Source organism: Vibrio sp. Sgm 5 (assembly GCF_026241575.1).
In the GTDB taxonomy this organism is placed as follows: domain Bacteria; phylum Pseudomonadota; class Gammaproteobacteria; order Enterobacterales; family Vibrionaceae; genus Vibrio; species Vibrio jasicida.
This window is the reverse complement of the sequence record NZ_JAPHPY010000002.1, coordinates 118,381-145,320: the sequence shown is the minus strand read 5'-3', so window position 1 is coordinate 145,320 and position 26,940 is coordinate 118,381. Positions and strand designations below refer to the sequence as shown.

Annotated in this window: 24 protein-coding genes and 1 other RNA gene; 7 read left to right on the top strand and 18 right to left on the bottom strand. The window is 46.3% G+C overall.

The genetic code is table 11. The features are described 5' to 3' along the window. Positions 1–24: 24 nt before the first annotated feature. From mraY to rsmI, 8 genes are all read right to left on the bottom strand, one after another. Positions 25–1,107, bottom strand: coding sequence for a phospho-N-acetylmuramoyl-pentapeptide-transferase (gene mraY, locus OQJ86_RS01940; RefSeq protein WP_038866256.1), 1,083 nt, complete (start codon positions 1,105–1,107; stop codon positions 25–27). Next, a complete protein-coding gene (locus OQJ86_RS01935) occupies positions 1,107–2,471 on the bottom strand; it encodes a UDP-N-acetylmuramoyl-tripeptide--D-alanyl-D-alanine ligase (protein WP_042605359.1) in 1,365 nt (454 codons plus the stop codon). The genes mraY and OQJ86_RS01935 overlap by 1 nt, the downstream gene beginning before the upstream one ends. Continuing rightward, positions 2,468–3,949, bottom strand: coding sequence for a UDP-N-acetylmuramoyl-L-alanyl-D-glutamate--2,6-diaminopimelate ligase (gene murE / locus OQJ86_RS01930; RefSeq protein WP_265985686.1), 1,482 nt, complete (start codon positions 3,947–3,949; stop codon positions 2,468–2,470). The genes OQJ86_RS01935 and murE overlap by 4 nt, the downstream gene beginning before the upstream one ends. A gap of 60 nt (positions 3,950–4,009) precedes the next feature. Further along, positions 4,010–5,821, bottom strand: coding sequence for a penicillin-binding transpeptidase domain-containing protein (locus OQJ86_RS01925; RefSeq protein ID WP_096030829.1), 1,812 nt, complete (start codon positions 5,819–5,821; stop codon positions 4,010–4,012). After that, positions 5,818–6,135, bottom strand: coding sequence for a cell division protein FtsL (ftsL, locus tag OQJ86_RS01920; RefSeq protein ID WP_038866253.1), 318 nt, complete (start codon positions 6,133–6,135; stop codon positions 5,818–5,820). The genes OQJ86_RS01925 and ftsL overlap by 4 nt, the downstream gene beginning before the upstream one ends. Before the next feature lie 5 nt (positions 6,136–6,140). Next, positions 6,141–7,091, bottom strand: coding sequence for a 16S rRNA (cytosine(1402)-N(4))-methyltransferase RsmH (gene rsmH / locus OQJ86_RS01915; RefSeq protein WP_265985684.1), 951 nt, complete (start codon positions 7,089–7,091; stop codon positions 6,141–6,143). Between the two features lie 176 nt (positions 7,092–7,267). Then, positions 7,268–7,696, bottom strand: an RNA gene (gene rnpB, locus OQJ86_RS01910) — RNase P RNA component class A. 382 nt (positions 7,697–8,078) lie between these two features. Continuing rightward, a complete protein-coding gene (rsmI, locus tag OQJ86_RS01905; RefSeq protein WP_038866251.1) occupies positions 8,079–8,942 on the bottom strand; it encodes a 16S rRNA (cytidine(1402)-2'-O)-methyltransferase in 864 nt (287 codons plus the stop codon). A 68-nt stretch (positions 8,943–9,010) separates the two neighbouring features. Between rsmI and OQJ86_RS01900 the strand changes: the two genes are divergently transcribed. The 4 genes from OQJ86_RS01900 to OQJ86_RS01885 are packed head-to-tail and all read left to right on the top strand — an operon-like array spanning position 9,011 to position 12,468. After that, the gene (locus tag OQJ86_RS01900) at positions 9,011–10,822 is read left to right on the top strand and encodes a penicillin-binding protein activator (protein ID WP_265985683.1); all 1,812 of its coding nucleotides are present in this window, start codon (positions 9,011–9,013) and stop codon (positions 10,820–10,822) included. Further along, on the top strand, positions 10,809–11,177 hold the full coding sequence (locus tag OQJ86_RS01895; protein ID WP_038878239.1) for a YraN family protein: 369 nt from the start codon (positions 10,809–10,811) through the stop codon (positions 11,175–11,177). The genes OQJ86_RS01900 and OQJ86_RS01895 overlap by 14 nt, the downstream gene beginning before the upstream one ends. A 3-nt stretch (positions 11,178–11,180) precedes the next feature. Continuing rightward, positions 11,181–11,771 carry a phosphoheptose isomerase gene (locus tag OQJ86_RS01890; protein WP_038866245.1) on the top strand — a complete coding sequence of 197 codons (591 nt, stop codon included), beginning with the start codon at positions 11,181–11,183 and terminating at the stop codon, positions 11,769–11,771. A 22-nt stretch (positions 11,772–11,793) separates the two neighbouring features. Continuing rightward, a complete protein-coding gene (locus OQJ86_RS01885; protein ID WP_038866243.1) occupies positions 11,794–12,468 on the top strand; it encodes a BON domain-containing protein in 675 nt (224 codons plus the stop codon). Positions 12,469–12,520: 52 nt separating this feature from the next. Here the strand turns inward: OQJ86_RS01885 and sspB are convergent, their stop codons facing one another. The 8 genes from sspB to zapE form a co-directional block, all read right to left on the bottom strand. Next, entirely contained in the window at positions 12,521–13,003 is a 483-nt protein-coding gene (gene sspB, locus OQJ86_RS01880) for a ClpXP protease specificity-enhancing factor (RefSeq protein WP_038866241.1), read from the bottom strand. A 22-nt stretch (positions 13,004–13,025) separates the two neighbouring features. Beyond that, positions 13,026–13,661: a stringent starvation protein SspA gene (gene sspA / locus OQJ86_RS01875; RefSeq protein ID WP_005436105.1), complete on the bottom strand. Its 636-nt coding sequence runs from the start codon at positions 13,659–13,661 to the stop codon at positions 13,026–13,028. 97 nt (positions 13,662–13,758) lie between these two features. After that, positions 13,759–14,496 (bottom strand): cytochrome c1, encoded by a 738-nt coding sequence (locus OQJ86_RS01870; RefSeq protein WP_038878240.1) that lies wholly within the window; start codon positions 14,494–14,496, stop codon positions 13,759–13,761. Further along, on the bottom strand, positions 14,493–15,758 hold the full coding sequence (locus OQJ86_RS01865) for a cytochrome b (protein WP_038878242.1): 1,266 nt from the start codon (positions 15,756–15,758) through the stop codon (positions 14,493–14,495). Before OQJ86_RS01865 ends, OQJ86_RS01870 begins: the two co-directional genes overlap by 4 nt. Further along, positions 15,758–16,348, bottom strand: coding sequence for a ubiquinol-cytochrome c reductase iron-sulfur subunit (petA, locus tag OQJ86_RS01860; protein ID WP_038866234.1), 591 nt, complete (start codon positions 16,346–16,348; stop codon positions 15,758–15,760). Before petA ends, OQJ86_RS01865 begins: the two co-directional genes overlap by 1 nt. A gap of 564 nt (positions 16,349–16,912) precedes the next feature. Then, positions 16,913–17,305, bottom strand: a complete 393-nt coding sequence (gene rpsI / locus OQJ86_RS01855; RefSeq protein WP_038866232.1) for a 30S ribosomal protein S9 — start codon at positions 17,303–17,305, stop codon at positions 16,913–16,915. Positions 17,306–17,320: 15 nt separating this feature from the next. Then, the gene (gene rplM, locus OQJ86_RS01850) at positions 17,321–17,749 is read right to left on the bottom strand and encodes a 50S ribosomal protein L13 (RefSeq protein WP_005436093.1); all 429 of its coding nucleotides are present in this window, start codon (positions 17,747–17,749) and stop codon (positions 17,321–17,323) included. Positions 17,750–18,003: 254 nt separating this feature from the next. Continuing rightward, positions 18,004–19,107 carry a cell division protein ZapE gene (gene zapE, locus OQJ86_RS01845; protein ID WP_038878244.1) on the bottom strand — a complete coding sequence of 368 codons (1,104 nt, stop codon included), beginning with the start codon at positions 19,105–19,107 and terminating at the stop codon, positions 18,004–18,006. Between the two features lie 197 nt (positions 19,108–19,304). Between zapE and zapG the strand changes: the two genes are divergently transcribed. The 3 genes from zapG to degS all read left to right on the top strand — a co-directional run bounded on the left by zapG (position 19,305) and on the right by degS (position 22,563). After that, on the top strand, positions 19,305–19,748 hold the full coding sequence (gene zapG, locus OQJ86_RS01840) for a Z-ring associated protein ZapG (RefSeq protein WP_038866227.1): 444 nt from the start codon (positions 19,305–19,307) through the stop codon (positions 19,746–19,748). Positions 19,749–19,947: 199 nt separating this feature from the next. Further along, positions 19,948–21,315, top strand: coding sequence for a Do family serine endopeptidase (locus tag OQJ86_RS01835; protein ID WP_038866225.1), 1,368 nt, complete (start codon positions 19,948–19,950; stop codon positions 21,313–21,315). Positions 21,316–21,495: 180 nt separating this feature from the next. After that, positions 21,496–22,563 (top strand): outer membrane-stress sensor serine endopeptidase DegS, encoded by a 1,068-nt coding sequence (gene degS, locus OQJ86_RS01830; protein ID WP_038866223.1) that lies wholly within the window; start codon positions 21,496–21,498, stop codon positions 22,561–22,563. A gap of 38 nt (positions 22,564–22,601) precedes the next feature. On the opposite strand, the gene parC is transcribed toward degS, so the two are convergent. Both parC and parE read right to left on the bottom strand, forming a co-directional pair. After that, on the bottom strand, positions 22,602–24,890 hold the full coding sequence (gene parC, locus OQJ86_RS01825; RefSeq protein WP_265985678.1) for a DNA topoisomerase IV subunit A: 2,289 nt from the start codon (positions 24,888–24,890) through the stop codon (positions 22,602–22,604). Positions 24,891–24,893: 3 nt separating this feature from the next. Further along, positions 24,894–26,774 carry a DNA topoisomerase IV subunit B gene (gene parE, locus OQJ86_RS01820; RefSeq protein WP_038866219.1) on the bottom strand — a complete coding sequence of 627 codons (1,881 nt, stop codon included), beginning with the start codon at positions 26,772–26,774 and terminating at the stop codon, positions 24,894–24,896. Positions 26,775–26,940: the final 166 nt, after the last annotated feature.

The following is a 26,940-nucleotide window of genomic DNA, read 5'->3' as shown; positions in this document are numbered from 1 at the left end:
TTGTCTTGTTCTTGGAAAGTGCGATTAACGCACTTTCAGAGTCGCTAGACCAATCAGAACAAGAACCATAGAAATAATCCAGAAGCGCACGATTACGCGAGGCTCTGGCCAACCTTTTAATTCGTAGTGATGGTGAATCGGTGCCATACGGAAAATACGCTGACCACGTAGTTTATAAGAACCTACCTGTAGAATTACCGATAGCGTTTCCATTACAAACACACCACCCATGATCACCAGTACCAACTCTTGACGAACCAGTACAGCGATAGTACCAAGCGCGCCACCTAGAGCAAGTGAACCAACATCGCCCATGAATACTTGTGCTGGGTAAGTGTTGAACCACAAGAAACCAAGGCCCGCACCAACGATTGCAGTACAAACGACAACCAGCTCAGAAGCGTGTGGGAGGTATGGAATATGAAGGTATTCAGAGAAGTTAATGTTACCTGTTGCCCAAGCAATCACAGCAAAGCCAGCCGCAACCAGAACCGTTGGCATGATAGCCAAGCCGTCTAGGCCATCGGTTAGGTTTACCGCATTACTAGTACCCACAATAACGAAGTAAGTGAGGATAATGTACATCAAGCCAAGTTGCGGCATGATGTCTTTAAAGAATGGCACAACAAGTTGAGTAGCTGCGGTATCTTTGCCGTAAGCGTACAACGCAAACGCCACGACAAATGCAATCAGCGACTGCCAAAAGTACTTCCAACGAGCAATCAGGCCGTCGGTATTCTTACGAACGACTTTACGATAGTCATCAACAAAACCAATCGCCCCATAACCAAGCAGTACCGTCAGCACTGCCCACACGTATGGGTTCGATAAATCAGTCCATAAAAGAATAGTGATTGAAATAGCAGCCAAAATCATGATCCCCCCCATTGTAGGGGTACCACGCTTGCTAAAGTGAGACTCTGGACCTTCGTTACGGACAACCTGACCAATTTGTAGCATCTGTAGACGCTTGATCATGATAGGCCCCATCCATAAAGACAGACCTAAAGCAGTAAGTACACTAAGGATTGCTCGAAACGACAGGTATTCAAACAATCGGAAAAAAGACAAGTATGGCTGTAGCAGCTCGGCAAGCCAAATAATCATTAATAATACTCCTTCAAAGCAGCAGCGACTTCAAACATACGAGCACCGTTCGCTCCTTTCACCAACATTGTATGGTGTTGAGGTGCGGTTTGGTCTAGATGCTGCTTGATGTAGTCAATCATCTCTGGATGTGTCTCGAAATGGATGCCATCACAAAGTTCACTAATGACCTTCGTGTCTGCACCATACGTGAGAACGTGTTCAAATTTTTGTGGGGCAGCATGTTCCCCGACTTGACGATGAAGTGCAAGACTTTCCTCACCCAACTCCGCCATATTGCCTAAAATCAACCAACGCTCACCTTGGAATGCACTAAGCAAGTCCACCGCGGCCTTCATCGCTGGAACACTCGCGTTATAGCTGTCATCAATTAGCTTGATTTTATCGCTGAGTTCCTCAACTTCGACTCGACCTTTCACTTTGTTTAAATGTTTAAGGCCATCACGAACTTCTTCTAACGTCGCGCCCATTTGTAACGCAATGATAGAAGCCGCAATCGCGTTCGCAACGTTGTGTTGACCTATAATACCCAGAGACAGTTCAATTTCTTGTGAGTCTATTGCGAGATGTAGGTTAAAGCTTGCTTCGCCGGCGGCGTTCATTACAACATTTGTTGCATAAAAGTCAGCATCTGTGTTCGTTTGAGAAAATGTGATGACTTGCTTATCGGCAAGAACATGGTTCCACTTCTCACCACCATTGCTATCGAGGTTCACAATCGCAACACCGCCCGCAGGCAATCCCTGATAAATCTCGCCTTTAGCCTGTTTTACGCCATCAATCGAACCAAATCCCTCTAAGTGAGCGGCGGCTACGTTGTTGACTAACGCAATGTTAGGATGAACCAGTTGAGTCGTGTATTCGATCTCACCAATATGGTTGGCCCCAAGCTCAATCACAGCGTAATCATCGTCTTGTTGCGATCTCAATAACGTAAGCGGAACACCAATGTCATTGTTGAAGTTGCCCGCGGTAAACAGCACTTTGCCTTTCAACTGCAGGATACTTGCAACCATCTCTTTTACTGTAGTTTTGCCACAACTGCCTGTAATCGCCACTGTCGGTGTTTGACACGAATTGTGTACCCAAGATGCGACTTCACCTAACGCTATCTTAGTATCGGTAACAACAACTTGAGGGACATTCACATTAAGTTGCTTTTGCACTAACAGTGCACCCGCCCCTGACTCCACCGCTTGTTGGCAGAAATCGTGAGCATCAAAACGCTCTCCAACCAAAGCAACAAAAAGAGCACCCTGTTCGATCGCTCGAGTGTCGGTAGAAACAGATTCAATAGATAGGTCATTGCCAACCAGTTCACCGCCAGTCATATCCGCGACTTGAGAAAGCGTTACTGTGATCATGATGAAAGCCCCAATAGCGTCATGGCTGACTCGCGGTCAGAGTAATGGATGGTTCCAGAGTTTAGAATTTGGTAGTCCTCATGACCTTTACCTGCCAGAAGGATAATGTCTTGCGGAGATGCATGTTCCAGTGCGTAAGACAGCGCTTTAAAACGGTCATGCTGCACAATCGCCTCAGCAGGTTTTGTTAGGCCGGCCAGCATGTCTTTCATGATCAGCACAGGGGCTTCACTGCGAGGGTTATCATCGGTAAGCACTATCTTGTCACCCAAACGCTCAGCGATTTCCGCCATCATTGGGCGCTTACCAGCATCACGGTCACCACCACAGCCGAAAATAGCCCAAAGCTCACCCTGGCAATGCACACGCAATGCTTGCAGCGCTTTTTCTAGCGCGTCAGGCGTGTGGGCGTAATCCACCACGACTTTTGCCTTGTCGTCAGCTTGGAAGAGTTCCATACGACCAAGAACAGGCTGTAATTGGCCTGCCGTTGCCAGCAAATCTTGCTTGCTAAAACCGAGACTAAGTAACGTTGTGAATGCCAACATCAGGTTTGCTGCATTGAACTCGCCAATCAGCGGCGCATGAAGTATTCCCTCACCAAACTTGCCATCAAACTCAATCGTAATGCCTGACTCTGCGTAAACAATGTCAGTAGCAAATACGGATTGTAGGAATTCTGAATTCGGCTTGAGTGAAACAGCTATGGAATTCGATAATTGCTTCGCCCACGCAGCTCCCACTGTATCATCGACATTGATGATCGCATGCTCGCATTGGTGAGTGGTAAACAGCATCAGCTTCGCCTTTGCATACTCTTCCATCGTGCCATGATAATCCAAGTGATCACGGCTCAGATTGGTGAACACACCAGCGGCAAAAGACAATGCTTTAACACGACCTTGAATCAGACCATGAGAGGAAATTTCAAGCGCAGTGTATTGTGCTTTTTGCTCGGCGAGCGAGGATAGGGTCTTTTGGATTTCAACTGCGTTGCCTGTGGTGTTTGCGGCTTCTTGCAGATCATCTAGAAAACCATTCCCTGTTGTCCCCATTACCGCCGCTTTGGAACCGACCAAATCAATCCATTGGGCAATAAGCTGAGTGATGGTGGTTTTGCCGTTGGTGCCAGTGACACCAATCAGCTCCATATTGGGATAATGGTAGAACTGACCTGCGATTTGAGAAAGGCACTTATCCAGTGCATCGAGGTAAATCACTGGAACATTATCAACAATCTCAATCGTACCGTGTGCTTTTCGCTCACAGGCTTGAGCGATCGCCGCGTTAGCACCTTGCTGGATGGCCTTCGCGATAAAATCACGTCCATCGACAGCATGGCCAATGATGGCAACAAAAGTAGTGCCGGACTGAACTCGTCTACTATCGAGTTCCAGTTCAGAGACAAGAACGGACGACAAACTTGGGCAATCAACCCAATTGGAAAGCAGCGCGTCCATACTGATGGCTTTGGTCATATTTGTTCTCCGAGCTTTAGCTCAGCTTTCTAGATTTTGTTTCTCAGTAAACATCGAAGCCTACTGTTGGAATTTGTTTTCGTCAGGGGCAACATTCAGAATTTGCAGCGCGCCTTTCATGATTTCAGAAAAGACTGGCGAAGCAACTGAACCGCCATAGTAGTCATCACCTTGCGGCTCATTAACTACAACAACCAATGCAAGTCTTGGATCGCTCACAGGAGCAACACCGGCCGTGTAGTTGATGTACTCATCACTATAGCCACCAGCGGTTGCTTTTCGAGCCGTACCCGTTTTGGCACCAACTCGATAGCCCGGAACCGCAGCACGACGGGCTGAACCGCCTTTTTGCGTTACCGTTTCCAGCATATCGAGTACAAGGCGTGCATTTTTTTGGCTAACAACTTGGCGAGCCATATCGTTGTCGTTACTTTCGATAATATGAATCGGCTCATATTTACCTAAGTTACCCAAGGTTGCGTAAGCATGCGCTAACTGAATTGGGGTCACCGATAAACCGTAACCAAAGGCGATGGTGGCGCGTTCAATTGGCGACCAACGCGAGCGACTCGGAAAAATACCCACAACTTCACCGACTAAGTTCAAGCCAGAAAGTTCTCCCAAACCAACAGAACTGTATAAACCAAGCAATGCTTCTACTGGCATACGCATAGCTAACTTGGTCACACCGATATTACTCGATTTCTTCAAGATGGTCGTTAAGCTCGCTTTTCCTACCTTTGGTGCATCACGAACACGGCTGCCACCCAATTGAAGAATACCGTTTCCAGTATCGACGATGGTGTCTTTATCTGCGACCTCATTTTCTAAGGCGGCTAAAACAACGAATGGCTTAATTGTAGAGCCCGGCTCTAAAGAGTCGGTGATTACTCGGTTACGCATTTTGTAACTTTGCCAATCGCTACGATTATTTGGGTTATAAGATGGCGCGTTCACCATCGCCAACACAGCGCCCGTTTTTACATCAAGCACCACTACAGAACCAGATGTTGCGCGATGGTCAGCAACCGCTTGTTTAATTGCGCGATAAGCAACAGCTTGAATTCGCTGATCAATAGTCAGTTGTAGCGGTTTACCTTCTTGTTTCTCTTCAAGAGCAATATTCTCAACAACACGGCCATAGCGGTCTTTACGAATGGTTTTCTTGCCTGCAGCACCAGTTAACCATTCATCATAGCTTCGCTCTACACCTTCTAGACCATGACCATCAATCCCCGTAACACCGACTAAGTGAGCACTAACCTCACCTGCAGGATAGTAACGACGAGATTCAGATTTCAAGCCTACACCAGGTAGTTTGAGTTCACGAATGTAGTTAGCCATCGCAGGGCTTACCTGACGCTGAAGGTAGATAAAGCGACGCTTTTCATTTTTCTTGATCTTATTGATCAGACCTTGTCGGTCCAAACCAAGAACGTCAGCTAATGCATACCAACTTTTGGTTTGCTGTAGCGCGCCCTCTTTGAAGATGGTTTTTGGATCGGCCCATACAGCCTCAACAGGAACACTAACGGCAAGAGGTTCGCCATTACGATCAGAGATGATACCGCGCGCAGAAGGAATGGCTTTAACACGGACTGAACGAAGGTCACCTTGCTTGATAAGGTTATCAGGCTCGATGATTTGAATGTAGGCAACGCGCCCAACGAGTAGGGCAAATGCACAAAAGACGAAAAACAGCAGTAACTGAAAGCGCCAGCGAATCAAAAAGGATTCGGGTTCAACAACGTCTGTTTCTTGGGGTTCTTTTGCTTCTTTGGTGGGTTGCGACTTTGCAGCAACCACTTTCTTTTCTTTGGCTGCTGGCTTGCGCGAATTTCCTTGTTTCGATTTGGCTTTCTTTCCAATCATTTTAGCGTGATAACCACTTCTTTATCGCCATCTGGTCGTTTCATTTCAAGATCCTTCTTTGCCAAGTCTTGAACGCGACTGTGTTCCGCGAGGGCTGTTTCTTCCAACATTAGGTTGCGCCATTCGCTATCCAATCGCTCTCGCTCAACCAATGTATGATCTTTTTCAGTGATCGCTTGACGCGCATGATGGGTGGCAAAGACCACTCCCATTGCCGATGAGAATATTAAAATCATCAACAATAACGACCAGCGACCAACGGAAATTAAATCCGTCGCAATCAACTTAGCAAGATTAGGAGTGGTTTTCGTCATAATAATTAAAGCTTTTCTGCAATTCTTAGTACTGAACTACGAGAGCGAGGGTTGAGTTCGATTTCTTGCTTCGTTGGCTTAATCGCCTTGCTCACCGCTTTCATGTTTGCACTGCCCAATGCTCGGATTTGTTCTTCCGTCATTGGGATGCCATGTGGCACTTCTGGGCCTTTGCTCTCTTTACGGATAAAGCGTTTCACCATGCGGTCTTCCAACGAATGGAAGCTGATGACCGATAGGCGACCTTCTGGAGCCAAAATGCTTGCCGCGCCTTTTAGTGCAGTATCAATTTCTTCTAATTCACTGTTGATGTAAATGCGAAAAGCCTGAAAAGCACGGGTTGCTGGGTGTTTTTTCTCTTTGAAGCTCTTTGGTGCGGCGTCCGAAATCAGCTTCGCTAGCTGACCAGTGCGAACCATCGGCTCGTTTTCTTCGTCTTCGCGGTATACCACGATAGCTTTGGCAATGCGACGTGCATGTTTGTCTTCACCAAACTCACGAATCACCCAAGTGATATCATCAAGATCAGCTTCCATCAACCATTGTGAAACTGGAACGCCAGAAGTCGGGTCCATACGCATATCTAACGGGCCATCTTTCATAAAGCTAAAGCCACGTTCAGCATCATCAAGCTGTGGAGAAGAAACGCCAAGGTCTAGTAATACACCATCGACTTTACCCACAAGATCGTACTCTTCTGCATACTGCGCCATACCTGAAAATGGGCCATGGATGATAGTAAAACGAGGATCGTCAATTTTACCCGCTTCAGCAATCGCTTGAGGGTCGCGATCGATGCTGTACAAGCGGCCGTTTTCGCCTAATTTCGACAAGATAGTTCGGCTGTGACCGCCACGGCCAAATGTTCCATCGATATAGATACCATCGGGTTTGATAGCCAAGCCATCAATGGATTCATTTAATAACACTGAGATATGTTGAAATGTTTCGGTCATAGCTTTCTCGTTGAATGATCTTGAAGCGATTCTTTAGTGTACTGATTTCCCACATCATCGCCACCTCAAGTCTAAAGTTAGACGTGATTCAGCGCCAAGTTTATTGGTAATGACATAGTTTGCGTCAATAAAATGCAAAAAACCCATCACTACCGAAGTAGTGATGGGTCTCGAATAGGTGGAGCCGACACATAAGCCGGGTTCTGTTCCGCTTGCGCGGCGGTAGCCATTCGTCTAGGCCAGCAATCACTCACTGGCTCGAGCAACCTACCCGCCTCCTTACGCGAGCAACGCAATGTGGAGGCCTATTTGGTCTTGCTTCAGGTGGAGTTTACCCTGCTACGAACTATTACTAGTCGTCCGGTGCGCTCTTACCGCACCCTTTCACCCTTACCTGTGCCCTAAGGCCATCGGCGGTCTTCTCTCTGCTGCACTTGTCGTAGGCTTGCGCCCCCCAGGCGTTACCTGGCACCTTGCTCTATGAAGCCCGGACTTTCCTCCCCTTTGTCAGTCTCCCGAAGGACGTCAACGTCAGTCTCCCAAAGGGACCTCAACGTCAGTCTCCCGAAGGACATCAACAAAGCAGCGACTACCCAGTCAGCTCCGAGGGCGGATTGTATAGAGTTATCTACTCAGAGTCTAGTGAGATCACAGAATTGCTGAAAACGGCGGGTTAAGTGCTCAAAAAGACAGCAGCGAATGGAAACGCTTCGCTCCGAGAGAAAGAAAAATGGAGCACTAAGGTTTGGAACTCGAGATCATGATGCTCCGAAGGGTGGCCTTGAAAGTTAAAGTGGGAAAATAAATGCACAGTTACATTAACAACGCACTTCTTAACCCTGTCTATGTAAGATTAAAAACTCCTGCACTCATAAACAACAAAAGGAGAGTCGCGTTAACGACTCCCCTTCTTAATCTTATCTAGATAACTCTGAAAACTAACAGCGCTTAAAGGAAACTACCGAAGCGCCAACGCTCTACGGACTTCTAGTTCAGATTCTCTAAGCCCCACTTATAAAGTGCGTTCTTTTTCAGGCTGTAGATTTCTGCGGCTAATGCTGCAGCTTTCTTTAACGGCAGTTCTTTCGTCAGAATAGCCAAAGTGCGGGTCGCTTCGTCTGGTAGCGATTCTTCGCTTGAATCACGGTGACCGTGAATAAGGAGTACCATCTCACCACGTTGTTGGTTTCCGTCACTTTTCACCCATTCAATCAGTTCGCCAAGTGGCATTCCCTGAATAGTTTCAAAGGTTTTCGTTAACTCACGAGCTAACACGACTTCTCGTTCTGGGCCAAGAACGTCTAACATGTCTTGTAGAGAGTCTAAAATGCGATGCGGTGATTCATAAAAGATACAAGTGCGTTCCACTGACGCAATTTCTAAGAACTTGTCTTTACGGCCTTTGCTTTTCGGTGGTAGAAAGCCTTCAAAGCTAAAGCGATCCGATGGCAGACCAGACGCACTTAACGCAGTGATGACCGCACACGCACCAGGAAGAGGCACAACTCTAACGCCCGCTTGACGACATTTTGTTACCAAGTGGTATCCTGGATCGCTTATTAGCGGCGTACCAGCGTCAGACACCAAAGCGATTGACTGACCTGATAGTAGCTTTTCAACCAAAACTTGGGCTTTTTGCTGCTCGTTATGATCGTGTAGCGCGAAAGTTTTGGTTTGGATATTGAAGTGAGACAGTAATTTGCCCGTATGTCGAGTATCCTCAGCGGCAATGATGTCCACATTCGACAGAACTTCGATAGCACGTTGAGTGATATCCGCTAAATTTCCGATTGGAGTCGGTACGATGTAGAGAGTTGGCCCCTCATTCGGCAACTTATTTTTATCTGTCATTTGTTTACGATCACTTCAACGATTAATATAGAGACAATTTTGTACAAAATTATAGAGAACTCACGGCAATGATGAACCATAAGAGACTCAGTGTACCACGCTTACTCACTCCTGTTGCACTGGCAATTACGCTCGCCGCCTGTTCTTCAGGCCCGCGCCAACCAGATAGCGTAGACATTACACTAGAGCCTACACAGTCTGCTCAGAACTACATGATTCAAGCTGATAGCACGGAAGGTAGCCTACAAAACGACTGGTTGATCATGGCTGCAAAAGCGGCGATTCAAGCCAACGAATTGGATCAAGCAGAGTTGCTTATCAAGCGACTTGGCCGCCAGCAATTGACCGAAGTTCAACAAGCTGAATGGCAACTGGCTCGAGCGACCATACAACAAAAGCAAGGCAATTACTCTCAATTGCTGCAAACGTTGAACTTCCAATCATGGTGGAAGCTGCCAAGTGAGCAGTGGAAAGACTACTACCAATTGCGTGCTGACGCTTATCAAAGTCTGAACCAACCGTTCGAAGCAAACCGTCAGCTCGTAGCTCAAGGTCAATATGCTTCATCCGCAGAACAACGTGAGATCTCTAGCCGAATTTGGATGAATTTTGGCAGCTATTCTGAAAACGAATTAACGTCATTGCAAACAGCGCCAAATGAAGATGTGCTGGACGGGTGGTTGCAATTAGCTATCTACGCCAAAACACTTTCAAGTAACTTACCTCAATTACAAAACACCTTAGAGCGCTGGTTAGACGAAAATCCATCGCACCCAGCTGCGGTTTATACGCCAGCAGAAATCCAAAATATCTTGTCGCTGGATATTGTGAAACCAAACAATACGGCGCTGTTGTTACCACTAACCGGTAAATTTGCACCGCAAGCTCAGTTGGTCCGTGATGGTTTCATCTTCGCAATGATGAATGATGATGTACGCGACCCAAGTGCAACGTTAACCGTAATTGATACTCACGCGTACAGTGCAGACCAAATCAAACAGCGCTTAATCAATGAGAATATCGACTTTGTTGTGGGACCACTACAGAAAGAAAACGTTGAGAAACTGCAAGCAACACTAGATGGCTCTGAAACTGGTGTGAAGATCCCAGCACTGGCATTGAACATCCCAGAGGAAGTTCAACCAGGAACAGACATGTGTTACCTAGCACTGTCTCCAGAGCAAGAAGTCGCACAAGCGGCGAAGTACCTTTTCAATCAGGGCTACCAATTCCCAATGATCTTGGCTCCGAATGGCGCTTACGGTCAGCGTGTGGTTGAAGCCTTCAATGAAGAGTGGCGCAAGTACAGCTCAAATAAAGTGGCTTCGAGCTACTTTGGCGATAAACGTCAGTTACAGAAGAACATTAACAATGTATTCGGTCTACAAGAGAGCCAGCAGCGTATAGCCCAAATGCAGTCACTGATGCGTATTTCTTTAGAGAGCCCACCACGCAGTCGTCGTGATGTCGATGCGGTTTACATTGTCGCACGAAGCTCTGAGCTAACACTGATTAAGCCCTTTATTGAAGTAGCGATTAACCCAGATGCGAAGCCGCCAAAACTGTTCTCAAATTCACGCAGTAACAGTGGTGGTGCAACGTATGAAGATCTATCTGGTGTGGCTTACAGTGACATTCCAATGTTGATCAACCCTGACCCTACCGTTATGGCAGAAATGAACGAGTTATGGTCAGATCAATCCAACATGGAAAAACGTTTAGAAGCACTTGGTATGGACGCCTATAAGCTCATTGGTGAGTTACCACAGATGAAGCTTCTGCCGGGTTACTCAGTAAGCGGCCAAACAGGTGTACTTAGCATTGACAACAACTGTGTTGTGCAACGCGAGCTAGACTGGGCCGAGCGTGGGGCTCTTTAGCAAGCGACAAATCGGTGATCAATACGAAACCCTGGCGAAGCAATATTTGCAGCGTCAGGGTTTACGCTTTATAGCTCAAAACTTTCTGACCAAAGTCGGCGAAATTGATTTAATCTTCCAACAAGGTGAAACTATCGTCTTTGTTGAGGTCAAATATCGTAATAATGATCGCTTTGGCTCAGCAGCAGAGATGGTCACTCGCGCAAAAATGCGTAAACTAGTCAAAACAGCCCAAATTTGGCTAAGCCAGCAAAAACGTATGGCACAAAATATAGATTATCGGTTTGATGTGGTCGCCATTCACGACAGTGGTAGAGACATTAACTGGATACAAAATGCAATCTCTGAAGGATAAACGATGCTAGACAGCATTAAAGACAGTTTTACAGAAAGTATTCAAATTCAAATTGCGGCAGCAGAAGCGCTGCCAGATGCCATCACTCACGCCGCTCAAGCAATGGTGTCGAGCCTGCTCAATGGCAACAAAATCCTATGCTGTGGCAACGGTGGCAGTGCTTCGAACTCGCAACAGTTTGTCTCTTGCCTTTTGAACCGATTCGAAACTGAACGCCCTAGCCTTCCAGCAATGGCTTTAACAGCAGACAACACAACATTGACTGCTGTAGCGAACGATTACCACTACCAAGAGATCTTCTCTAAGCAAGTACGCGCATTTGGTCAACCGGGCGATATTTTGTTGGCGATCTCAACCAGTGGCAACAGCAAAAACGTCATTAAAGCAATGGAAGCCGCAGTAACTCGCGACATGACGATCATTGCTTTTACGGGTAAAGATGGTGGTGAGATGGCTGGTCTACTGGGTGAGCACGACGTTGAAATTCGTATTCCATCCCACCGTACAGCGCGCATTCATGAAGTTCATATGGTGACACTTCACTGCCTGTGCGATCTAATCGACCAAGTGCTTTTCCCAGCTCACGAAGAATAATCCAGATTGAGAGTTTAGAATTATGATACGTAGTCTTGTCATTTTATGTGCAGCACTCAGTATGAGTGGTTGTGCAGGTTTATTTATTGCCGGGGCAGCGACAACTGCCAATATCGTCACTGATACGCGAACCACCAAAGAGATTTGGCAAGACAACAACATCGAATTCGAAGTTGCGGCCATCGGTAACAAAGCCCCCTTCAAAGGCAAGGCTCGTATCGTCGCTAGCGCATACAACGGAACGGTTGTTCTAATGGGACAAGCACCGACTCAAGAGCTCATCAATGAGTTTGAAAATCGAGCACGTGAAGTTGATGGCGTTGAGAACATCCATAATCAAATTAAACAGAAAGAGCCACTGAGCGTAACTCAAATCAGCAACGACAGTTGGATTACCACAAAAGTAAAATCCGCCTTGTTGACTGACAGCGATCTAAACGGTGTGAAAGTAAAAGTCATTACCGAAGACAGCGACGTATTCTTATTTGGTTACGTGACACCTGAGCAAAGTCAGAAAGCAACTGATATCGCACGAAACATTTCTGGAGTAAAACAAGTCATTAAAGGGTTCCAATACGGCGATGAAAAACCACTCGAAGTAGAAGAGTCCGAAGTGGTGAAAAGCCAAGAAGCTGAAGTCAGTGACTTGAATACCACAACAAAAGCAACGCCGATAGAAGAAACTGACGTGAATTAGTGTTGCAGCGTAGATAAATGAAAAGAAAAAAGCAGCGTAAACGCTGCTTTTTTTATTTGATAACTCTTAAGCTTGGTCTGCCTTTCGGGCGAGGCGTTTCTTCCTCTTCCGATTCGGTTTCCGCAGCCTCAGAAGGCTCATCGCTTACGGTAGAGAACGTTGGAGATACATCTTCCTCAACAATCCCTTCTTCTTCGATGTGAGTGTAAGCTTCTTCAGGCTCAAACATAGTCCCAGCGCCATTCTCGCGAGCATAGATAGCTTGAACAGCATACACTGGCACGATAACGGAATGCGGGCGACCACTAAAGCGGGCTTGAAAGGTAATCGCATCATTACCCAACTCTAGATGACCAACAGCACGTGGAGCAATATTCAAGATGATTTGACCATCTTGAATAAACTCAACTGGTACACGCACACCTGGCATAGTTGCATCTACAACCAAGTGCGGAGTTAAGTCGTTGTCTACTAACCAATCGTAAAATGCACGAAGCATATACGGACGGCGAGCAGTCATTTTAGCAATATCCATAACAAGTAAACTGAACTGTTAATTAGCGAACTAGGCGCATTTCACGTTCAGCTTCTGTTAGAGAAGCTAGGAATGAATCACGTTCAAACACGCGGTTCATGTAAACCTTGATTTCTTTTGAGCCAGGGCCAACAAGATCAATACCTAGTTGAGGTAGACGCCACAATAGTGGTGCTAGGTAACAATCGATTAGGCTGAACTCTTCACTCATGAAGTATTCGTACTCAGCAAAAATAGGCGCTAGAGTCAGAAGATCATTACGTAGTTTAGTACGCGCTTTTTCTGATTCTTCCGCGTTACCCTTAACCACTTTTTCAGCGAGTGAGTACCAGTTACGTTCGATACGGTACATCATCAAACGGCTGTTACCACGAGCTACTGGGTAAACAGGCATTAGAGGTGGATGAGGGAAACGCTCGTCCAGGTACTCCATGATGATTTTTGAATCGTAAAGAGCTAGCTCACGGTCAACAAGAGTTGGCACTGATTTGTATGGGTTTAACTCTACAAGCTCAGCAGGAAGGTTTGCTTCATCTACAAGCTCAACTTCAACGCTTACGCCTTTTTCAGCTAGTACGATGCGAACCTGATGGCTATACAAATCTGATGCACTCGAGAAAAGAGTCATCACAGAACGTTTATTGGCAGCTACAGCCATGGAGCCCTCCAGTACACTTACAAATAAAAATAATGGAGGCGCTAGCCTCCATTATTCGTCAATTAAAATTGGGAATTAGCACGGTATGATAGCACAATTAATGCACATCACGCCAATACTCTTTCTTGAGCAACACGACAACGATAGTTAATAGAACTAGGAAGCCCATTACCCACCAGCCAATTGCATGACGTTCTAGTTGAACAGGGTCACCGGAGTACACCAAGAAGTTCACGAGGTCGCCGACTGCTTTGTCGTATTCGCCAGAACTTAGCTCACCAGTACCGCTGGTTTGTGTGCCAACAACGACTTGTACTTCTTCACCATCTACGATTTTAGTGCCGTAAACTGGCATAGGAATACCTTGAAGCTCTTCAAGCACATGCGGCATACCAACACTTGGGAATACAATGTTGTTCACCCCAAATGGACGAGATGGGTCAACATAGAAAGAACGCAGGTAAGTGTATAGCCAATCTGCACCACGAACTCGAGCAACCAAAGTTAAGTCTGGTGGCGGAGCACCAAACCAGTCAGCCGCTTGCTTCGCAGGCATTGCATTTACCATTAGATCACCAACCTTTGCTTCTGGATCGAAGATCAGGTTTTCTTTCATTAGATCAATCGGAATATCCAAGTCTGTCGCAACACGCTCGTAACGCTGGTATTGCGTTGAGTGACAAGCAAAACAGTAGTTCATGAATAGTTTCGCGCCATTTTGCAGCGAAGCCTTATCCGTTAAGTCCACGTTCGCCTTATCTAACGGAACGTTGGCACCCGCTGCCATAACAAGAGACGGCAGCATAGCAAATAGAATTACAATCCACTTCTTCATTTGAATGTCACCCTCTCTGGTAATGGTTTGGTTGCTTCATTTTTGCTGTAGAAGAACAGCAATACAAAGAACATGAAGTAACACAAGCTAAAGATCTGAGACAGAATCGTGTACAACGGCGTTGCCGGCAATGCACCCAAAATACCCAGAGCAATAAAGGCGATAGTGAATTGAACAATATTAAATAGATGGATCTTACTACGGTAACGGTACGAACGTACTTTACAGCGATCCAGCCAAGGAAGAACAAACAGCACCACAATAGACGCGCCCATTAGGATTACACCCAATAGTTTGTCTGGAACCGCACGCAAGATTGCGTAAAACGGCGTGAAGTACCATACCGGAGCGATGTGCTCAGGTGTCTTCAATGGGTTTGCTGCCTCAAAGTTAGGCGGTTCAAGGAAGTACCCACCCATTTCTGGGTTGAAGAACAATACATAACAGAAGAAGAACAAGAAGCCAGCAACACCAACAAGATCCTTAACCGTACCGTATGGATGGAAAGGAATTGAGTCGATGATGTCGTATTTCTTCGTGTAGTATTCGTGGAACTTAAATTGCGTATTGTAATCGTCACCCATAGAGCCTTTTGGTAGCTTCGTTTCGATACCATCAGGGTTGTTAGAGCCGACTTCGTGCAGGGCCAGTACGTGTAGCACAACAAGAAGAAGCAGAACAATCGGCAGTGCAATTACGTGCAGTGCGAAGAAACGGTTTAGTGTTGCACCTGAGATGATGTAGTCACCACGGATCCAAAGCGTTAGGTCGTCGCCAATAACAGGAATCGCACCAAATAGAGAAATGATTACCTGGGCACCCCAATATGACATCTGACCCCATGGTAGTAGATAACCCATGAATGCTTCTGCCATTAGAACCAAGAAGATCAACATACCGAAGATCCACAGTAGCTCACGAGGCTTTTGGTAAGAACCGTAGATCAGACCACGGAACATGTGTAGGTACACAACGACAAAGAACGCCGAAGCGCCAGTTGAGTGCATGTAACGCAATAGCCAACCGTACTCAACATCACGCATGATGTATTCAATAGAAGCAAACGCGCCATCGCCAGACGGAACGTAGTTCATCGTTAGCCAAATACCTGTAAGAATCTGGTTAACAAGTACCAACATTGCCAAGGAACCGAAAAGGTACCAAAAGTTGAAGTTCTTTGGCATTGGGTATTCAGACAAGTGCTTTTTATAAGCATTCATCGCTGGAATACGTTTTTCTACCCAGTCTAATATCGCTTGCATTATGCATCTCCCTCATCAACACCGATCATGAGCTTGGTGTCGCTCAAGTACATGTGCTTAGGAACGACCAAGTTCAGTGGCGCTGGAACACCCTGGAACACTCGACCAGCCATATCAAACTTAGAACCATGACAAGGACAGAAGAAGCCCGACTTAACGCCTTGTACTTGTTCTGAGAACGTATCTGGTAGGTAAGTAGGTGAACAGCCCAAGTGAGTACAGAAACCAACCGCCACAAAATACTCAGGTTTGATCGAGCGGTACTCGTTCTGAGCATAAACTGGTTGTTGTTCCATTTCTGATTGCGGGTCACGAAGCTGACCATCAATACTCTTAAGATTATCGACCACTTCTTGAGTTCGGCGTACTACCCATACAGGCTTACCCTGCCACTCAACACGGACCATTTGGCCTGGTTCAATTTTACTGATATCCACTTCCACCGGCGCGCCAGCAGCTTTCGCTTTGGCACTCGGGTTCCATGATTTGATAAAAGGAACGGCGACGGCAGCTGCCCCTAAGCCACCAACAACTGCCGTTGTAGCGGTTAGAAAACGCCTGCGACCGTTATTTAAAGGCGCGTTGCTCATCCAAACATTCTCCCATTTGCTCCCTTTGGATCGTTATTATTCCGCTTATAAGAGCATGGCTAACAAATTATGAATTTAGTTCTATTTATTGGGGGGAAATGATAAAGAAAACCCTACTTTTTGACAAGATAAAGCTACCTTTTTGTAACATTTGTGAGGCAAATCGCCCACGCCGTCACAAAAGCGGCAAAATTATAAAAAATAGATGTGATTTGTAACAAGAAAGCGAAACGAATAACGACTAAAAACAAGAGCTAACGCCTTTTATTTCGGTTGTTTTCAGCGGATTAAGCAGAAAGATATTTCAAGAATGTGAAGGTACTCTCCACTTTTATCATGTGCGATTTGTAGCACGAATAAATTGCACAAAGCAGTACATAAGACAAACAAATGTTGCCAGGATATTAAGGAGAGATGCTGAAGCGACGGGAAACAAAAAACAGACGTTTAACTGAGGTTATAAAAACAGAAGGCTATAAAAACAAAAAGCTCGGCATATAGCCGAGCTTTGGTACACAGTATCCAGAGAAACTCTGGAAAAGCATAATTTCCAGTAAGAGGAAATTAACGCTTAGAGAACTGTGGACGACGACGTGCTTTACGTAGACCAACTTTCTTACGTTCAACGCAACGAGCGTCACGAGTAACGTAACCAGCTGCACGTAGAGCAGGACGGAAAGACTCATCGTACTCCATAAGAGCGCGAGTGATACCGTGACGGATAGCACCAGCTTGACCAGAAATACCGCCACCTTTAACAGTAACGTATAGGTCTAGCTTCTCAGTTAGTTCAACTAGCTCAAGAGGTTGTTTAACAACCATGCGAGAAGTTGGACGACCGAAGTACTCATCAAGGCTACGCTTGTTGATTACGATGTTGCCGCTGCCTGGTTTGATGAAAACACGCGCAGCTGAGCTTTTGCGACGGCCAGTGCCGTAGTATTGATTCTCTGCCATTTTCGAAATCCCCAATTAGATGTCTAGTACTTGTGGTTGTTGAGCAACATGGTTGTGCTCAGCGCCCGCGTAAACTTTAAGCTTACGGTACATAGCACGGCCTAGAGGACCACGTGGAAGCATGCCTTTAACTGCTAGCTCAAGAACCATCTCAGGTTTACGATCGATCAACTTTTCAAAAGTGATAGATTTTAGACCACCTGGGAATTCAGAGTGACGGTAGTACACTTTGCCTTTAGCTTTGTTGCCAGTTACAGCAACTTTCTCAGCGTTGATAACGATGATGTAATCACCAGTGTCAACGTGAGGAGTGTACTCAGCTTTATGTTTGCCACGTAGGCGAGATGCAATTTCACTTGCTAGACGGCCAAGAGTTTTACCCTCTGCGTCTACAACATACCAGTCGCGTTTTACAGTTTCTGGTTTAGCAACGAAAGTTTTCATGCTAATAATAACCCGTTAATTAAATTTTAAACTTTAAAGGAACACAGTATTGTGTTCCCACACTGTCTAAGAGCCCAGTCATCACCCCTTCGAGTCGTTGGTTCTCTCGACCTTCTATGCCGAAATAACTTCGATATTCAGGTCTGCAGTAACGGTGGGTCGCAGGATTATAGAGAAGAGCGAAGAAAAAATCACCTTTTTTTGCGCCAAATCACTAATTTTTTCTTCACTTTTTTAAGATGAGTTGCTGTTTTTTACGCCAGATGCTCTCTCGCTAGGTATTCGCGACTCTGCATCTCAGTTAATCGAGACAAACAACGCTTAAACTCAAATTCCAGTAGCCCATCGCTATAAAGCGCCTCCATCGCCACTTCGGCGGAAATGATTAATTTCACGTTTCTCTCGTAAAACTCATCGACTAACGCAATAAAGCGCCTTGCTGCATCATCGACTTTACGGTCCATCTGCATCACGTCCGCAAGCAATACGGTGTGGTAGATTCGAGACAGCTCAATGTAATCATTTTGGCTACGCGGAGTTTGGCACAACTGAGCAAAAGAAGCATGCAATACACCATCACTGGCCTCAATCACTGCAACCTCGCGATGATTCACTTCAATCGTATTCGTTGCGGCTTTTCTTTCCCCAATCAGCTGTTGGTAGTATTGATTAAGGTTAACGGACGCTTGCTCATCAAGCGGGTAATGGTAAATCTCAGCTTGCTCTAGGGTTCTTAAACGGTAGTCCACACCACTATCGACATTGAGCACATCACAACGCTCTAAGATCATGGCAATTGCAGGCATGAAACGTGCTCGTTGCAAACCATTGCGATATAGATTTTGAGGTTCAATATTCGAGGTCGCGACCAAAATCATTTGACGTTTAAACATCTCTTGAAGCAACGTCGCTAAGATCATTGCATCGGTAATGTCTGAAACGAAAAACTCATCAAAACAAACAATATCTGATTCTTTCTTAAACAAGTCTGCCACTTTAGAAAGCGGATTTTCTACATCACCTAAACGCCTTAATTCATCATGTACTCGGTACATAAAGCGATGAAAATGCACCCTCATTTTCCTTTCTGTTGGCAAGGCGTCAAAAAAGGCATCCATAAGGTAAGTTTTACCGCGCCCTACACCTCCCCAAAAGTACAGTCCTTTAGGAGGTTCTGGCATTTCGACTTTTTTACCTAGTAACTTTTGCCAAGTGCTAAGCTGAGGAATAGGTGTAGACTGAAAGTCGGCGATGGCATGGTAAAGTTCATCTAAAGCGACGACCGCGCTATATTGCGCTTCATCACGTTGGAATCCATGCTTGGCTATGTCTTGTTGGTATCGTTTTAATGGTGTCATGGCACAGGGTCGTATCAGAGGTACAGAGAAATTTTGTCACCTCGGGGTCAGCATTAGGAATAGAGAGATGTGGATATCAGTCCCCGAAGACATACCGCTATTTTTCTTTATCGGCTGTTCAAGCCATAGTAACATGGACAAGCACCGCGTGTAACTAAGTAGTAAAAGACTTGTTAAAACAACTATAAGGAGCAGTTATGCCTTGGATTTATGCCATTGTGGGTTTGCTGGTCGGTACAATCGTAGGCGTAGTCATTAGTAGACTAACCACCCCCGAATACAAAAAACAAAAGTCTGTGCAAAAAGAGCTAGAAGCAGCCAAATTTGAACTAGAGCAACAACGTCAAGAGCTGGTCGATCACTTTGCACAAACCGCAGAAATGTTGGATACGCTAGGTAAAGATTACACTAAGCTGTACCAACATATGGCAAAGACTTCATCAGAACTCTTGCCAAACTTGCCTGAGCAAGACAACCCATTCGACAAGAAAACGGCGATGTCTTCAGAGCAAATTGAAGAGCAACCATCTGAAGTCAATGAACAACCAAAAGACTATGCCAACGGCGCAACCGGCCTTTTGAAAGATAAAGAAAAAGAGATCATCGACGCACCTGAAGCCGTCACAGCGAAAGCCTCTTAATCTTCTCTCTTCTTCCTATTGGGTCAATACATATTCATTTCTTATCAATTTGTGTTGACCCTTTTTGAACTTTTCTTAAGCAACTCATCTCTAACTTGCAGTGACCTGCCACCCCGTTTCGATTATCCAGACCAATACTTAAACACATAATGGTTAGGATATTTCTTTTTGGCAGACTGGTTTCAAGAGGAGTTATTGGATGAAAAAACCGTTGCTTGCGTTAACCGTTCTATCTTTAAGCTTAAGTTCAATCATCACCCCAATCTCAGCTACGGCAGCACTTCCTTTAAGTGTTGATGGTGAGCAATTACCAAGCCTTGCACCTATGCTAGAAAAAGTGACCCCTGCGGTCGTCAGCATTGCGGTAGAGGGCAAACAGGTGCAAACCAGCCGTATTCCAGAACAGTTTCAGTTTTTCTTTGGCCCTGAATTTCCAACAGAACAAACTCGCGAACGTCCATTCCGAGGGTTGGGCTCAGGCGTGATCATTGACGCGAAGAAAGGTCAGATAGTAACAAACTACCACGTAATAAAAGGCGCAGATGATATTAGAGTTCGCCTTTACGATGGTAGAGAGTACGACGCAGAATTGGTTGGCGGTGACGAAATGTCGGACATTGCCTTGCTTAAATTAGAAAAGGCGAAAGACCTGACTCAAATTAAAGTGGCAGATTCAGACGCATTGCGTGTGGGTGATTTTACCGTGGCAATTGGTAACCCATTTGGTCTAGGACAAACGGTCACTTCTGGTATTGTTTCTGCACTTGGCCGAAGCGGCTTAAACGTGGAGAACTTTGAGAACTTCATTCAAACCGATGCGGCTATCAATAGCGGTAACTCTGGCGGCGCATTAGTGAACCTCAATGGCGAACTGATTGGTATTAATACCGCAATCCTAGGCCCAAATGGCGGTAATGTTGGTATCGGCTTTGCCATTCCATCCAACATGATGCAAAACCTAACGGATCAAATTCTAGAGTTTGGTGAAGTGAAACGCGGTATGTTGGGCGTTCAGGGTGGTGAAGTCACTTCAGAATTGGCAGAAGCACTAGGTTACGAGTCAAGCAAAGGCGCTTTTGTTAGTCAAGTGGTCCCAGACAGTGCCGCTGATAAAGCAGGCTTGAAAGCCGGAGACGTGATTGTTTCCGTCAATGGTAAATCAATTGATACCTTCTCTGAACTTCGCGCCAAAGTTGCAACGCTAGGTGCTGGCAAAAAAATTGAACTTGGTGTGATTCGTGACGGTAAGAGCAAGAGTTTTGATGTCACTTTAGGCGAGTCTACCAATATCAAAGCGAAGGCTGAAACGTTGCATGAGGGCTTAAAAGGTGCCGAGTTAAGTAACACGACGCCAAACGATAAGATTCAAGGGGTCAAGGTGACCAGCGTGGTCGAGAACTCACCTGCAGCACAGTACCAACTTGAGCAAGACGATATCATCATTGGTGTGAACCGCAAACGCGTGAAGAACTTAGCGGAGCTGCGCGCTATCGTTGAGAAGCACAAAGGCGTGTTAGCAATCAATGTTCAACGTGGAGACCGCACGGTTTACTTAGTTATTCGATAATCCATCAACAAGAGCGATGAGTGCTTCTCCGTTTTATTCGAGAACACTCCTATACTTTACCTTGTATGTCATGGTTTTTTAAAAGGGCAAGGCAATCACGTCTTGCCCTTTTGTTATTTTTCAATGTAGTGCTATCCTTCTCTTTTCTATCCCAATCGGGCGCCCAATCATGGAGAGGTTATGCTTAGCTTTTTGTTACGTTCTGTCTTTTTAGGCTTAGCAACTGCCGTCATAGTGTTGCTCGCAGTCCCTTCTTTGCGTAGCAATGTCATTCCTGACGCCCTCGTTGATACACAACCGAGTAATATCGCCTCACTTGAAGTGTCTTTTAATCAAGCCGTGAGAAAAGCCGCACCTGCCGTAGTAAATATCTACAGCCGCAAATACGTTGAAAATGACCGCAGCAAGCTTTCTACACAAGGCTTGGGTTCCGGCGTGATCGTAAGTGAGAAAGGCTACATCATCACGAACTATCATGTAGTGGCGCAAGCAGACCAAATTGTTGTCGCACTTCAAGATGGCCGAGTGGCAGCCGCACAGTTGGTGGGGACTGACAAACGCACAGATATCGCGATTTTGCGTGTCGAAGGCTCTAACCTACCGGTTATCCCTCTGAACTCTGAATATAAGCCTCAGGTGGGCGATGTTGTACTGGCTATTGGTAACCCTTACAACTTGGGACAAACCACAACATTCGGCATTATCTCTGCGACAGGTCGTTCATCAATCAGTGATGGTCGACAAGCCTTTATTCAGACCGATGCAGCAATCAACGAGGGTAACTCCGGAGGTGCATTGGTGAACACTCAAGGTGAACTGGTCGGTATCAATACCGCGTCATTCCAACAAGCGACAGACCTTGAAACCTACGGTATCTCGTTTGCCATTCCGGCACCGCTCGCCAACAAGATCATGCAGAAGATCATCGCAGATGGCCGAGTAATCCGTGGCTATATCGGTATTGATGGACAAGATATTAACGCCGTGACCGCTCGTCTATTGGGCAATGAACACATTGGTGGCATTGTCGTACTTGGCATTGATCCAAATGGCCCTGCAAGTGCTGCTGGCTTTGAGAAACAAGACATCATCATCAGTATCAATGGCACCAAAGTTCAAGGACGACAAAGCGTGATGGACATTGTCACTGACTTGCGACCAGGAACGTCAGTCGACGTTGGGATTATCCGCAAGGGTAAAGAGATGAACGTAAAAGTCACCATCGCCGAAGACAAACAAGAAGCATAAAAAAATCCCAGCCATTGGCTGGGATTTTTGTTTGTGTGTTACTCGCTATCACTTGGCTCTTCTGAAGTGTCTGAGGCTCCCCCCATATCCACTTCAATACGCGTTACGCGCTGCAAGCCTCTCGGCAATAAGCTACCTCGGCGGCCACGTTCACCACGGAAGTTTTCTAAGTCCGCTGGTTTCAATCCCAACTTGCGCTTACCGGCATACAACGTCAGAGAAGCACCTTGTGGCAATGCCATCAAGTGAGACAGAACCTCTTCGCGCTCTTTAGCTTTCGCCGCTGGAATATTGATGATCTTGTTGCCTTTACCTTTCGCCAATTGCGGCAGGTCTTTAATCGGGAACAACAGCATACGACCTTGGTTGGTGATTGCTAAGATCTCATCCGAATCCAGATCCGCAATCGTCTTCGGTGTCATCACTTCAGAGTTAGCAGGAAGTGTCACGAGTGCCTTACCACTGCGGTTCTTAGACAGTAGCTCAGAGCCTTTACATACAAAGCCGTAACCCGCGTCAGAGCCCACCAGCCATAGCTGCTCATCTTCACCCATGATCACTTGGCGAATACTGCTACCAGCCGTGATGTTCAGGCGGCCAGTAATCGGCTCACCTTGGCTTCGCGCTGATGGTAGTGAGTGTGACTCTAATGAGTAGCTTCGGCCATCGCTACCGAAGAACACCGCTTGTTGGTTGCTCTTACCGCGAGCATGCGCAAGGTAGTTATCACCAGATTTATAGCTTAAGCCTTCTGCATCAACATCGTGGCCTTTCGCATGGCGAATCCAGCCTTTCTCTGAAAGCACCACTGTGATTGGCTCACTTGGTACTAGGTCACGCTCAGTCAACGCTTTTGCTTCTGCACGCTCAACCAATGGAGAGCGACGGTCATCACCGTATTTCTCTGCGTCCGCTTTAATCTCTTTCTTCAGTAGTGTGTTCAGACGACGCTCAGAACCAAGCAGCTGTTCTAGCTTCTCGCGTTCTTTTTCTAGCTCGTCTTGTTCACCACGAATCTTCATCTCTTCTAGTTTTGCTAGGTGACGAAGTTTAGTATCTAGAATCGCATCCGCTTGGATATCAGTAATACCAAAGCGTTCCATCAAGACCGCTTTTGGGTCGTCTTCAGTACGAATGATCTCAATCACTTCATCTAGATTTAGGTAAGCAACCAACAAACCTTCCAAGATGTGTAAACGAGCCATCACTTTGTCTAGGCGATATTGTAGACGACGACGAACAGTAGTACGACGGAACTCAATCCACTCAGACAGAATTTGTACCAGACCTTTCACTTGAGGACGGTTATCGAGACCGATCATGTTCAAGTTAACGCGGAAGCTGCGCTCAAGATCCGTTGAAGCGAATAAGCGATTCATCAACAAATCACAGTCAACGCGGTTTGACTTAGGCACAACGACGATTCGCGTTGGGTTCTCGTGATCCGATTCGTCACGAAGGTCGTCTACCATTGGTAGCTTCTTCGCACGCATTTGGTTCGCGATTTGTTCTAGTAACTTCGCACCCGATACTTGGTGTGGCAGAGAAGTAATGACGATATCAGAACCTTCTTTGTGCCATACCGCACGCATCTTGATACTACCGCGACCGTTACGGTAAATCTTCTCGATATCCGCTTGTGGTGAAGTAATTTCTGCTTCCGTTGGGTAGTCTGGACCTTTCACAAACTGCATCACATCAGGCAGTTCAGCTTTCGGGTTGTCGATTAAGTGGATGGTTGCATCTGCCACTTCACGAACATTGTGAGGCGGAATATCCGTCGCCATACCAACCGCGATACCAGTTACACCGTTTAGCAGGATATGAGGCAGACGCGCAGGCAACATTTGTGGCTCTTTCATCGTGCCATCAAAGTTAGGTTGCCATTCAACCGTGCCTTGACCCAGTTCGCCTAGCAATACCTCAGCAAACTTAGACAGTTTCGCTTCGGTATAACGCATTGCCGCAAATGATTTCGGATCATCTGGCGCACCCCAGTTACCTTGACCATCTACCAATGGGTAACGGTAAGAGAATGGCTGTGCCATGAGTACCATCGCTTCGTAACATGCAGAGTCACCGTGCGGGTGGTATTTACCCAGTACGTCACCAACTGTACGTGCTGATTTTTTATATTTCGCTGATGCCGAAAGACCAAGCTCCGACATTGCGTAAATGATGCGTCGTTGAACCGGCTTCAGACCATCGCCAATGTATGGCAATGCGCGATCCATGATTACGTACATCGAGTAGTTCAGATAAGCGTCTTCAGTGAACTTGCGCATTGGCAACTGTTCAACGCCATCATAAGTGATTTCTGTAGACATCCGTTAAACCTCTGCCATATCGCCATTGCTTTGTAGCCAAGTGCGACGGTCATCTGCTCGTTTTTTACCAAGCAACATGTCCATCATTTCCATGGTCGCCGCAGAATCATCGATGGTTAACTGAACCAGACGTCGCGTATTTGGATCCATGGTTGTTTCGCGCAACTGAAGTGGGTTCATCTCACCCAGACCTTTGAATCGTTGCACGTTGATTTTGGCTTTCTTCTTCGACAAGCGCTCAAGTACGCCATCTTTTTCGTCGTCATCTAGGGCATAGAAAACTTCTTTGCCGCAGTCGATACGATACAGAGGCGGCATCGCAACGTAGATGTGACCAGCTTCAACCAGCGCACGGAAGTGACGAGTAAACAGAGCACATAGAAGGGTTGCGATGTGCAGCCCATCCGAGTCCGCATCGGCAAGGATACAGATCTTACCGTAGCGAAGGCTGTCTAGGTTGTCGCTGTCTGGGTCGATCCCCAAAGCTACCGAGATGTCATGAACTTCTTGAGAAGCCAAAACTTGGTCTGCAGAGACTTCCCACGTGTTTAGGATCTTACCGCGCAGTGGCATCACCGCTTGGAACTCACGATCACGAGCTTGTTTGGCAGAACCGCCCGCCGAGTCACCCTCTACAAAGAAGATTTCTGTGCGGTTTAAGTCTTGTACTGAACAATCCGTTAGCTTACCAGGCAGTGCAGGACCAGATGCTACCTTCTTACGTACAACCTTTTTGCTCGCACGCATACGACGATGCGCGTTCGCGATACAAACTTCAGCAAGTTGCTCTGCAAGTTGTGGTTTTTCGTTCAACCAAAGGCTGAATGAATCTTTCACTACACCAGATACAAACGCAGCGGTTTGACGAGAAGACAAACGCTCTTTAGTCTGACCGGCAAACTGTGGATCTTGAATCTTAACCGACAGGACGTATGAACAACGGTCGAAGACATCATCGCCAGTTAGTTTTACGCCACGAGGCAACAAGTTACGGAATTCACAGAACTCACGCATTGCATCAAGCAAACCTTGGCGAAGGCCGTTTACGTGTGTACCACCTTGCGCCGTCGGGATAAGGTTCACGTAACTCTCGGTGATCATCTCGCCGCCTTCTGGCTGCCAGATCACGGCCCAATTTGCTGCTTCTGTTTCGGCTGAGAATTCACCAGTAAATGGTTCTTCTGGCAGAACGGTATAACCTTTCACACCTTCCGCTAGATAGTCTTTCAAACCATCTTCGTAGAACCATTTGTAGTCTTTGTTGTTTACTTTATCTGTGAAAGTAATTTCTAGGCCAGGACAAAGTACTGCTTTCGCACGCAGGTTATTCACCAGACGAGTTACTGAGAAGTTTGCAGAATCAAAGTACTTAGCATCTGGCCAGAAGTGCACACTGGTGCCACGGTTACGACGACCACATGTGCCGACAACCGTCAGGTCAGAAACTTTATCACCGTGTTCAAAAGCAATCTCATACACTTGACCGTCACGACGAACGGTCACTTCCACACGCTTAGACAGCGCGTTTACAACAGAGATACCTACACCGTGCAAACCACCAGAGAATTGATAGTTCTTGTTAGAGAATTTACCACCTGCGTGAAGCTTACATAGGATCAGTTCAACACCTGAAACCTTCTCTTCTGGGTGGATATCAACAGGCATGCCTCGACCATCATCGATCACTTCTAGTGATTGGTCAGCATGTAGGATGACTTGTACTTTTGAGGCATGTCCGGCTAGCGCTTCATCGACACTGTTATCGATAACTTCTTGGCCCAAGTGGTTTGGGCGCGCTGTATCCGTATACATCCCTGGTCGGCGACGTACTGGCTCTAAGCCATTCAGTACTTCAATGGCACCAGCATTATATTGTTCAGTCATAATACGGAATTGTTCTCAAAGTTTACTTGTAACCCGAGCCTCACCGATGGGTGAGCGATACTCGAGAAACGAAAAAGCTACCCCGTCAGCACCCTTCTCATTGATCGGTCATGCATAACAAAGTAGTCAGGGCGTTACACCCCTAAGATCTTTTCGGCAAAACATA

Coding starts and splice junctions, on each gene's coding strand:
- mraY (WP_038866256.1), bottom strand. CDS start 1,107: ATGATTATTTGGCTTGCCGAGCTGCTACAGCCATACTTGTCTTTTTTC.
- OQJ86_RS01935 (WP_042605359.1), bottom strand. CDS start 2,471: ATGATCACAGTAACGCTTTCTCAAGTCGCGGATATGACTGGCGGTGAA.
- murE (WP_265985686.1), bottom strand. CDS start 3,949: ATGACCAAAGCCATCAGTATGGACGCGCTGCTTTCCAATTGGGTTGAT.
- OQJ86_RS01925 (WP_096030829.1), bottom strand. CDS start 5,821: ATGATTGGAAAGAAAGCCAAATCGAAACAAGGAAATTCGCGCAAGCCA.
- ftsL (WP_038866253.1), bottom strand. CDS start 6,135: ATGACGAAAACCACTCCTAATCTTGCTAAGTTGATTGCGACGGATTTA.
- rsmH (WP_265985684.1), bottom strand. CDS start 7,091: ATGACCGAAACATTTCAACATATCTCAGTGTTATTAAATGAATCCATT.
- rsmI (WP_038866251.1), bottom strand. CDS start 8,942: ATGACAGATAAAAATAAGTTGCCGAATGAGGGGCCAACTCTCTACATC.
- OQJ86_RS01900 (WP_265985683.1), top strand. CDS start 9,011: ATGATGAACCATAAGAGACTCAGTGTACCACGCTTACTCACTCCTGTT.
- OQJ86_RS01890 (WP_038866245.1), top strand. CDS start 11,181: ATGCTAGACAGCATTAAAGACAGTTTTACAGAAAGTATTCAAATTCAA.
- OQJ86_RS01885 (WP_038866243.1), top strand. CDS start 11,794: ATGATACGTAGTCTTGTCATTTTATGTGCAGCACTCAGTATGAGTGGT.
- sspB (WP_038866241.1), bottom strand. CDS start 13,003: ATGGATATTGCTAAAATGACTGCTCGCCGTCCGTATATGCTTCGTGCA.
- sspA (WP_005436105.1), bottom strand. CDS start 13,661: ATGGCTGTAGCTGCCAATAAACGTTCTGTGATGACTCTTTTCTCGAGT.
- OQJ86_RS01870 (WP_038878240.1), bottom strand. CDS start 14,496: ATGAAGAAGTGGATTGTAATTCTATTTGCTATGCTGCCGTCTCTTGTT.
- OQJ86_RS01865 (WP_038878242.1), bottom strand. CDS start 15,758: ATGCAAGCGATATTAGACTGGGTAGAAAAACGTATTCCAGCGATGAAT.
- petA (WP_038866234.1), bottom strand. CDS start 16,348: ATGAGCAACGCGCCTTTAAATAACGGTCGCAGGCGTTTTCTAACCGCT.
- rpsI (WP_038866232.1), bottom strand. CDS start 17,305: ATGGCAGAGAATCAATACTACGGCACTGGCCGTCGCAAAAGCTCAGCT.
- rplM (WP_005436093.1), bottom strand. CDS start 17,749: ATGAAAACTTTCGTTGCTAAACCAGAAACTGTAAAACGCGACTGGTAT.
- zapE (WP_038878244.1), bottom strand. CDS start 19,107: ATGACACCATTAAAACGATACCAACAAGACATAGCCAAGCATGGATTC.
- zapG (WP_038866227.1), top strand. CDS start 19,305: ATGCCTTGGATTTATGCCATTGTGGGTTTGCTGGTCGGTACAATCGTA.
- OQJ86_RS01835 (WP_038866225.1), top strand. CDS start 19,948: ATGAAAAAACCGTTGCTTGCGTTAACCGTTCTATCTTTAAGCTTAAGT.
- degS (WP_038866223.1), top strand. CDS start 21,496: ATGCTTAGCTTTTTGTTACGTTCTGTCTTTTTAGGCTTAGCAACTGCC.
- parC (WP_265985678.1), bottom strand. CDS start 24,890: ATGTCTACAGAAATCACTTATGATGGCGTTGAACAGTTGCCAATGCGC.
- parE (WP_038866219.1), bottom strand. CDS start 26,774: ATGACTGAACAATATAATGCTGGTGCCATTGAAGTACTGAATGGCTTA.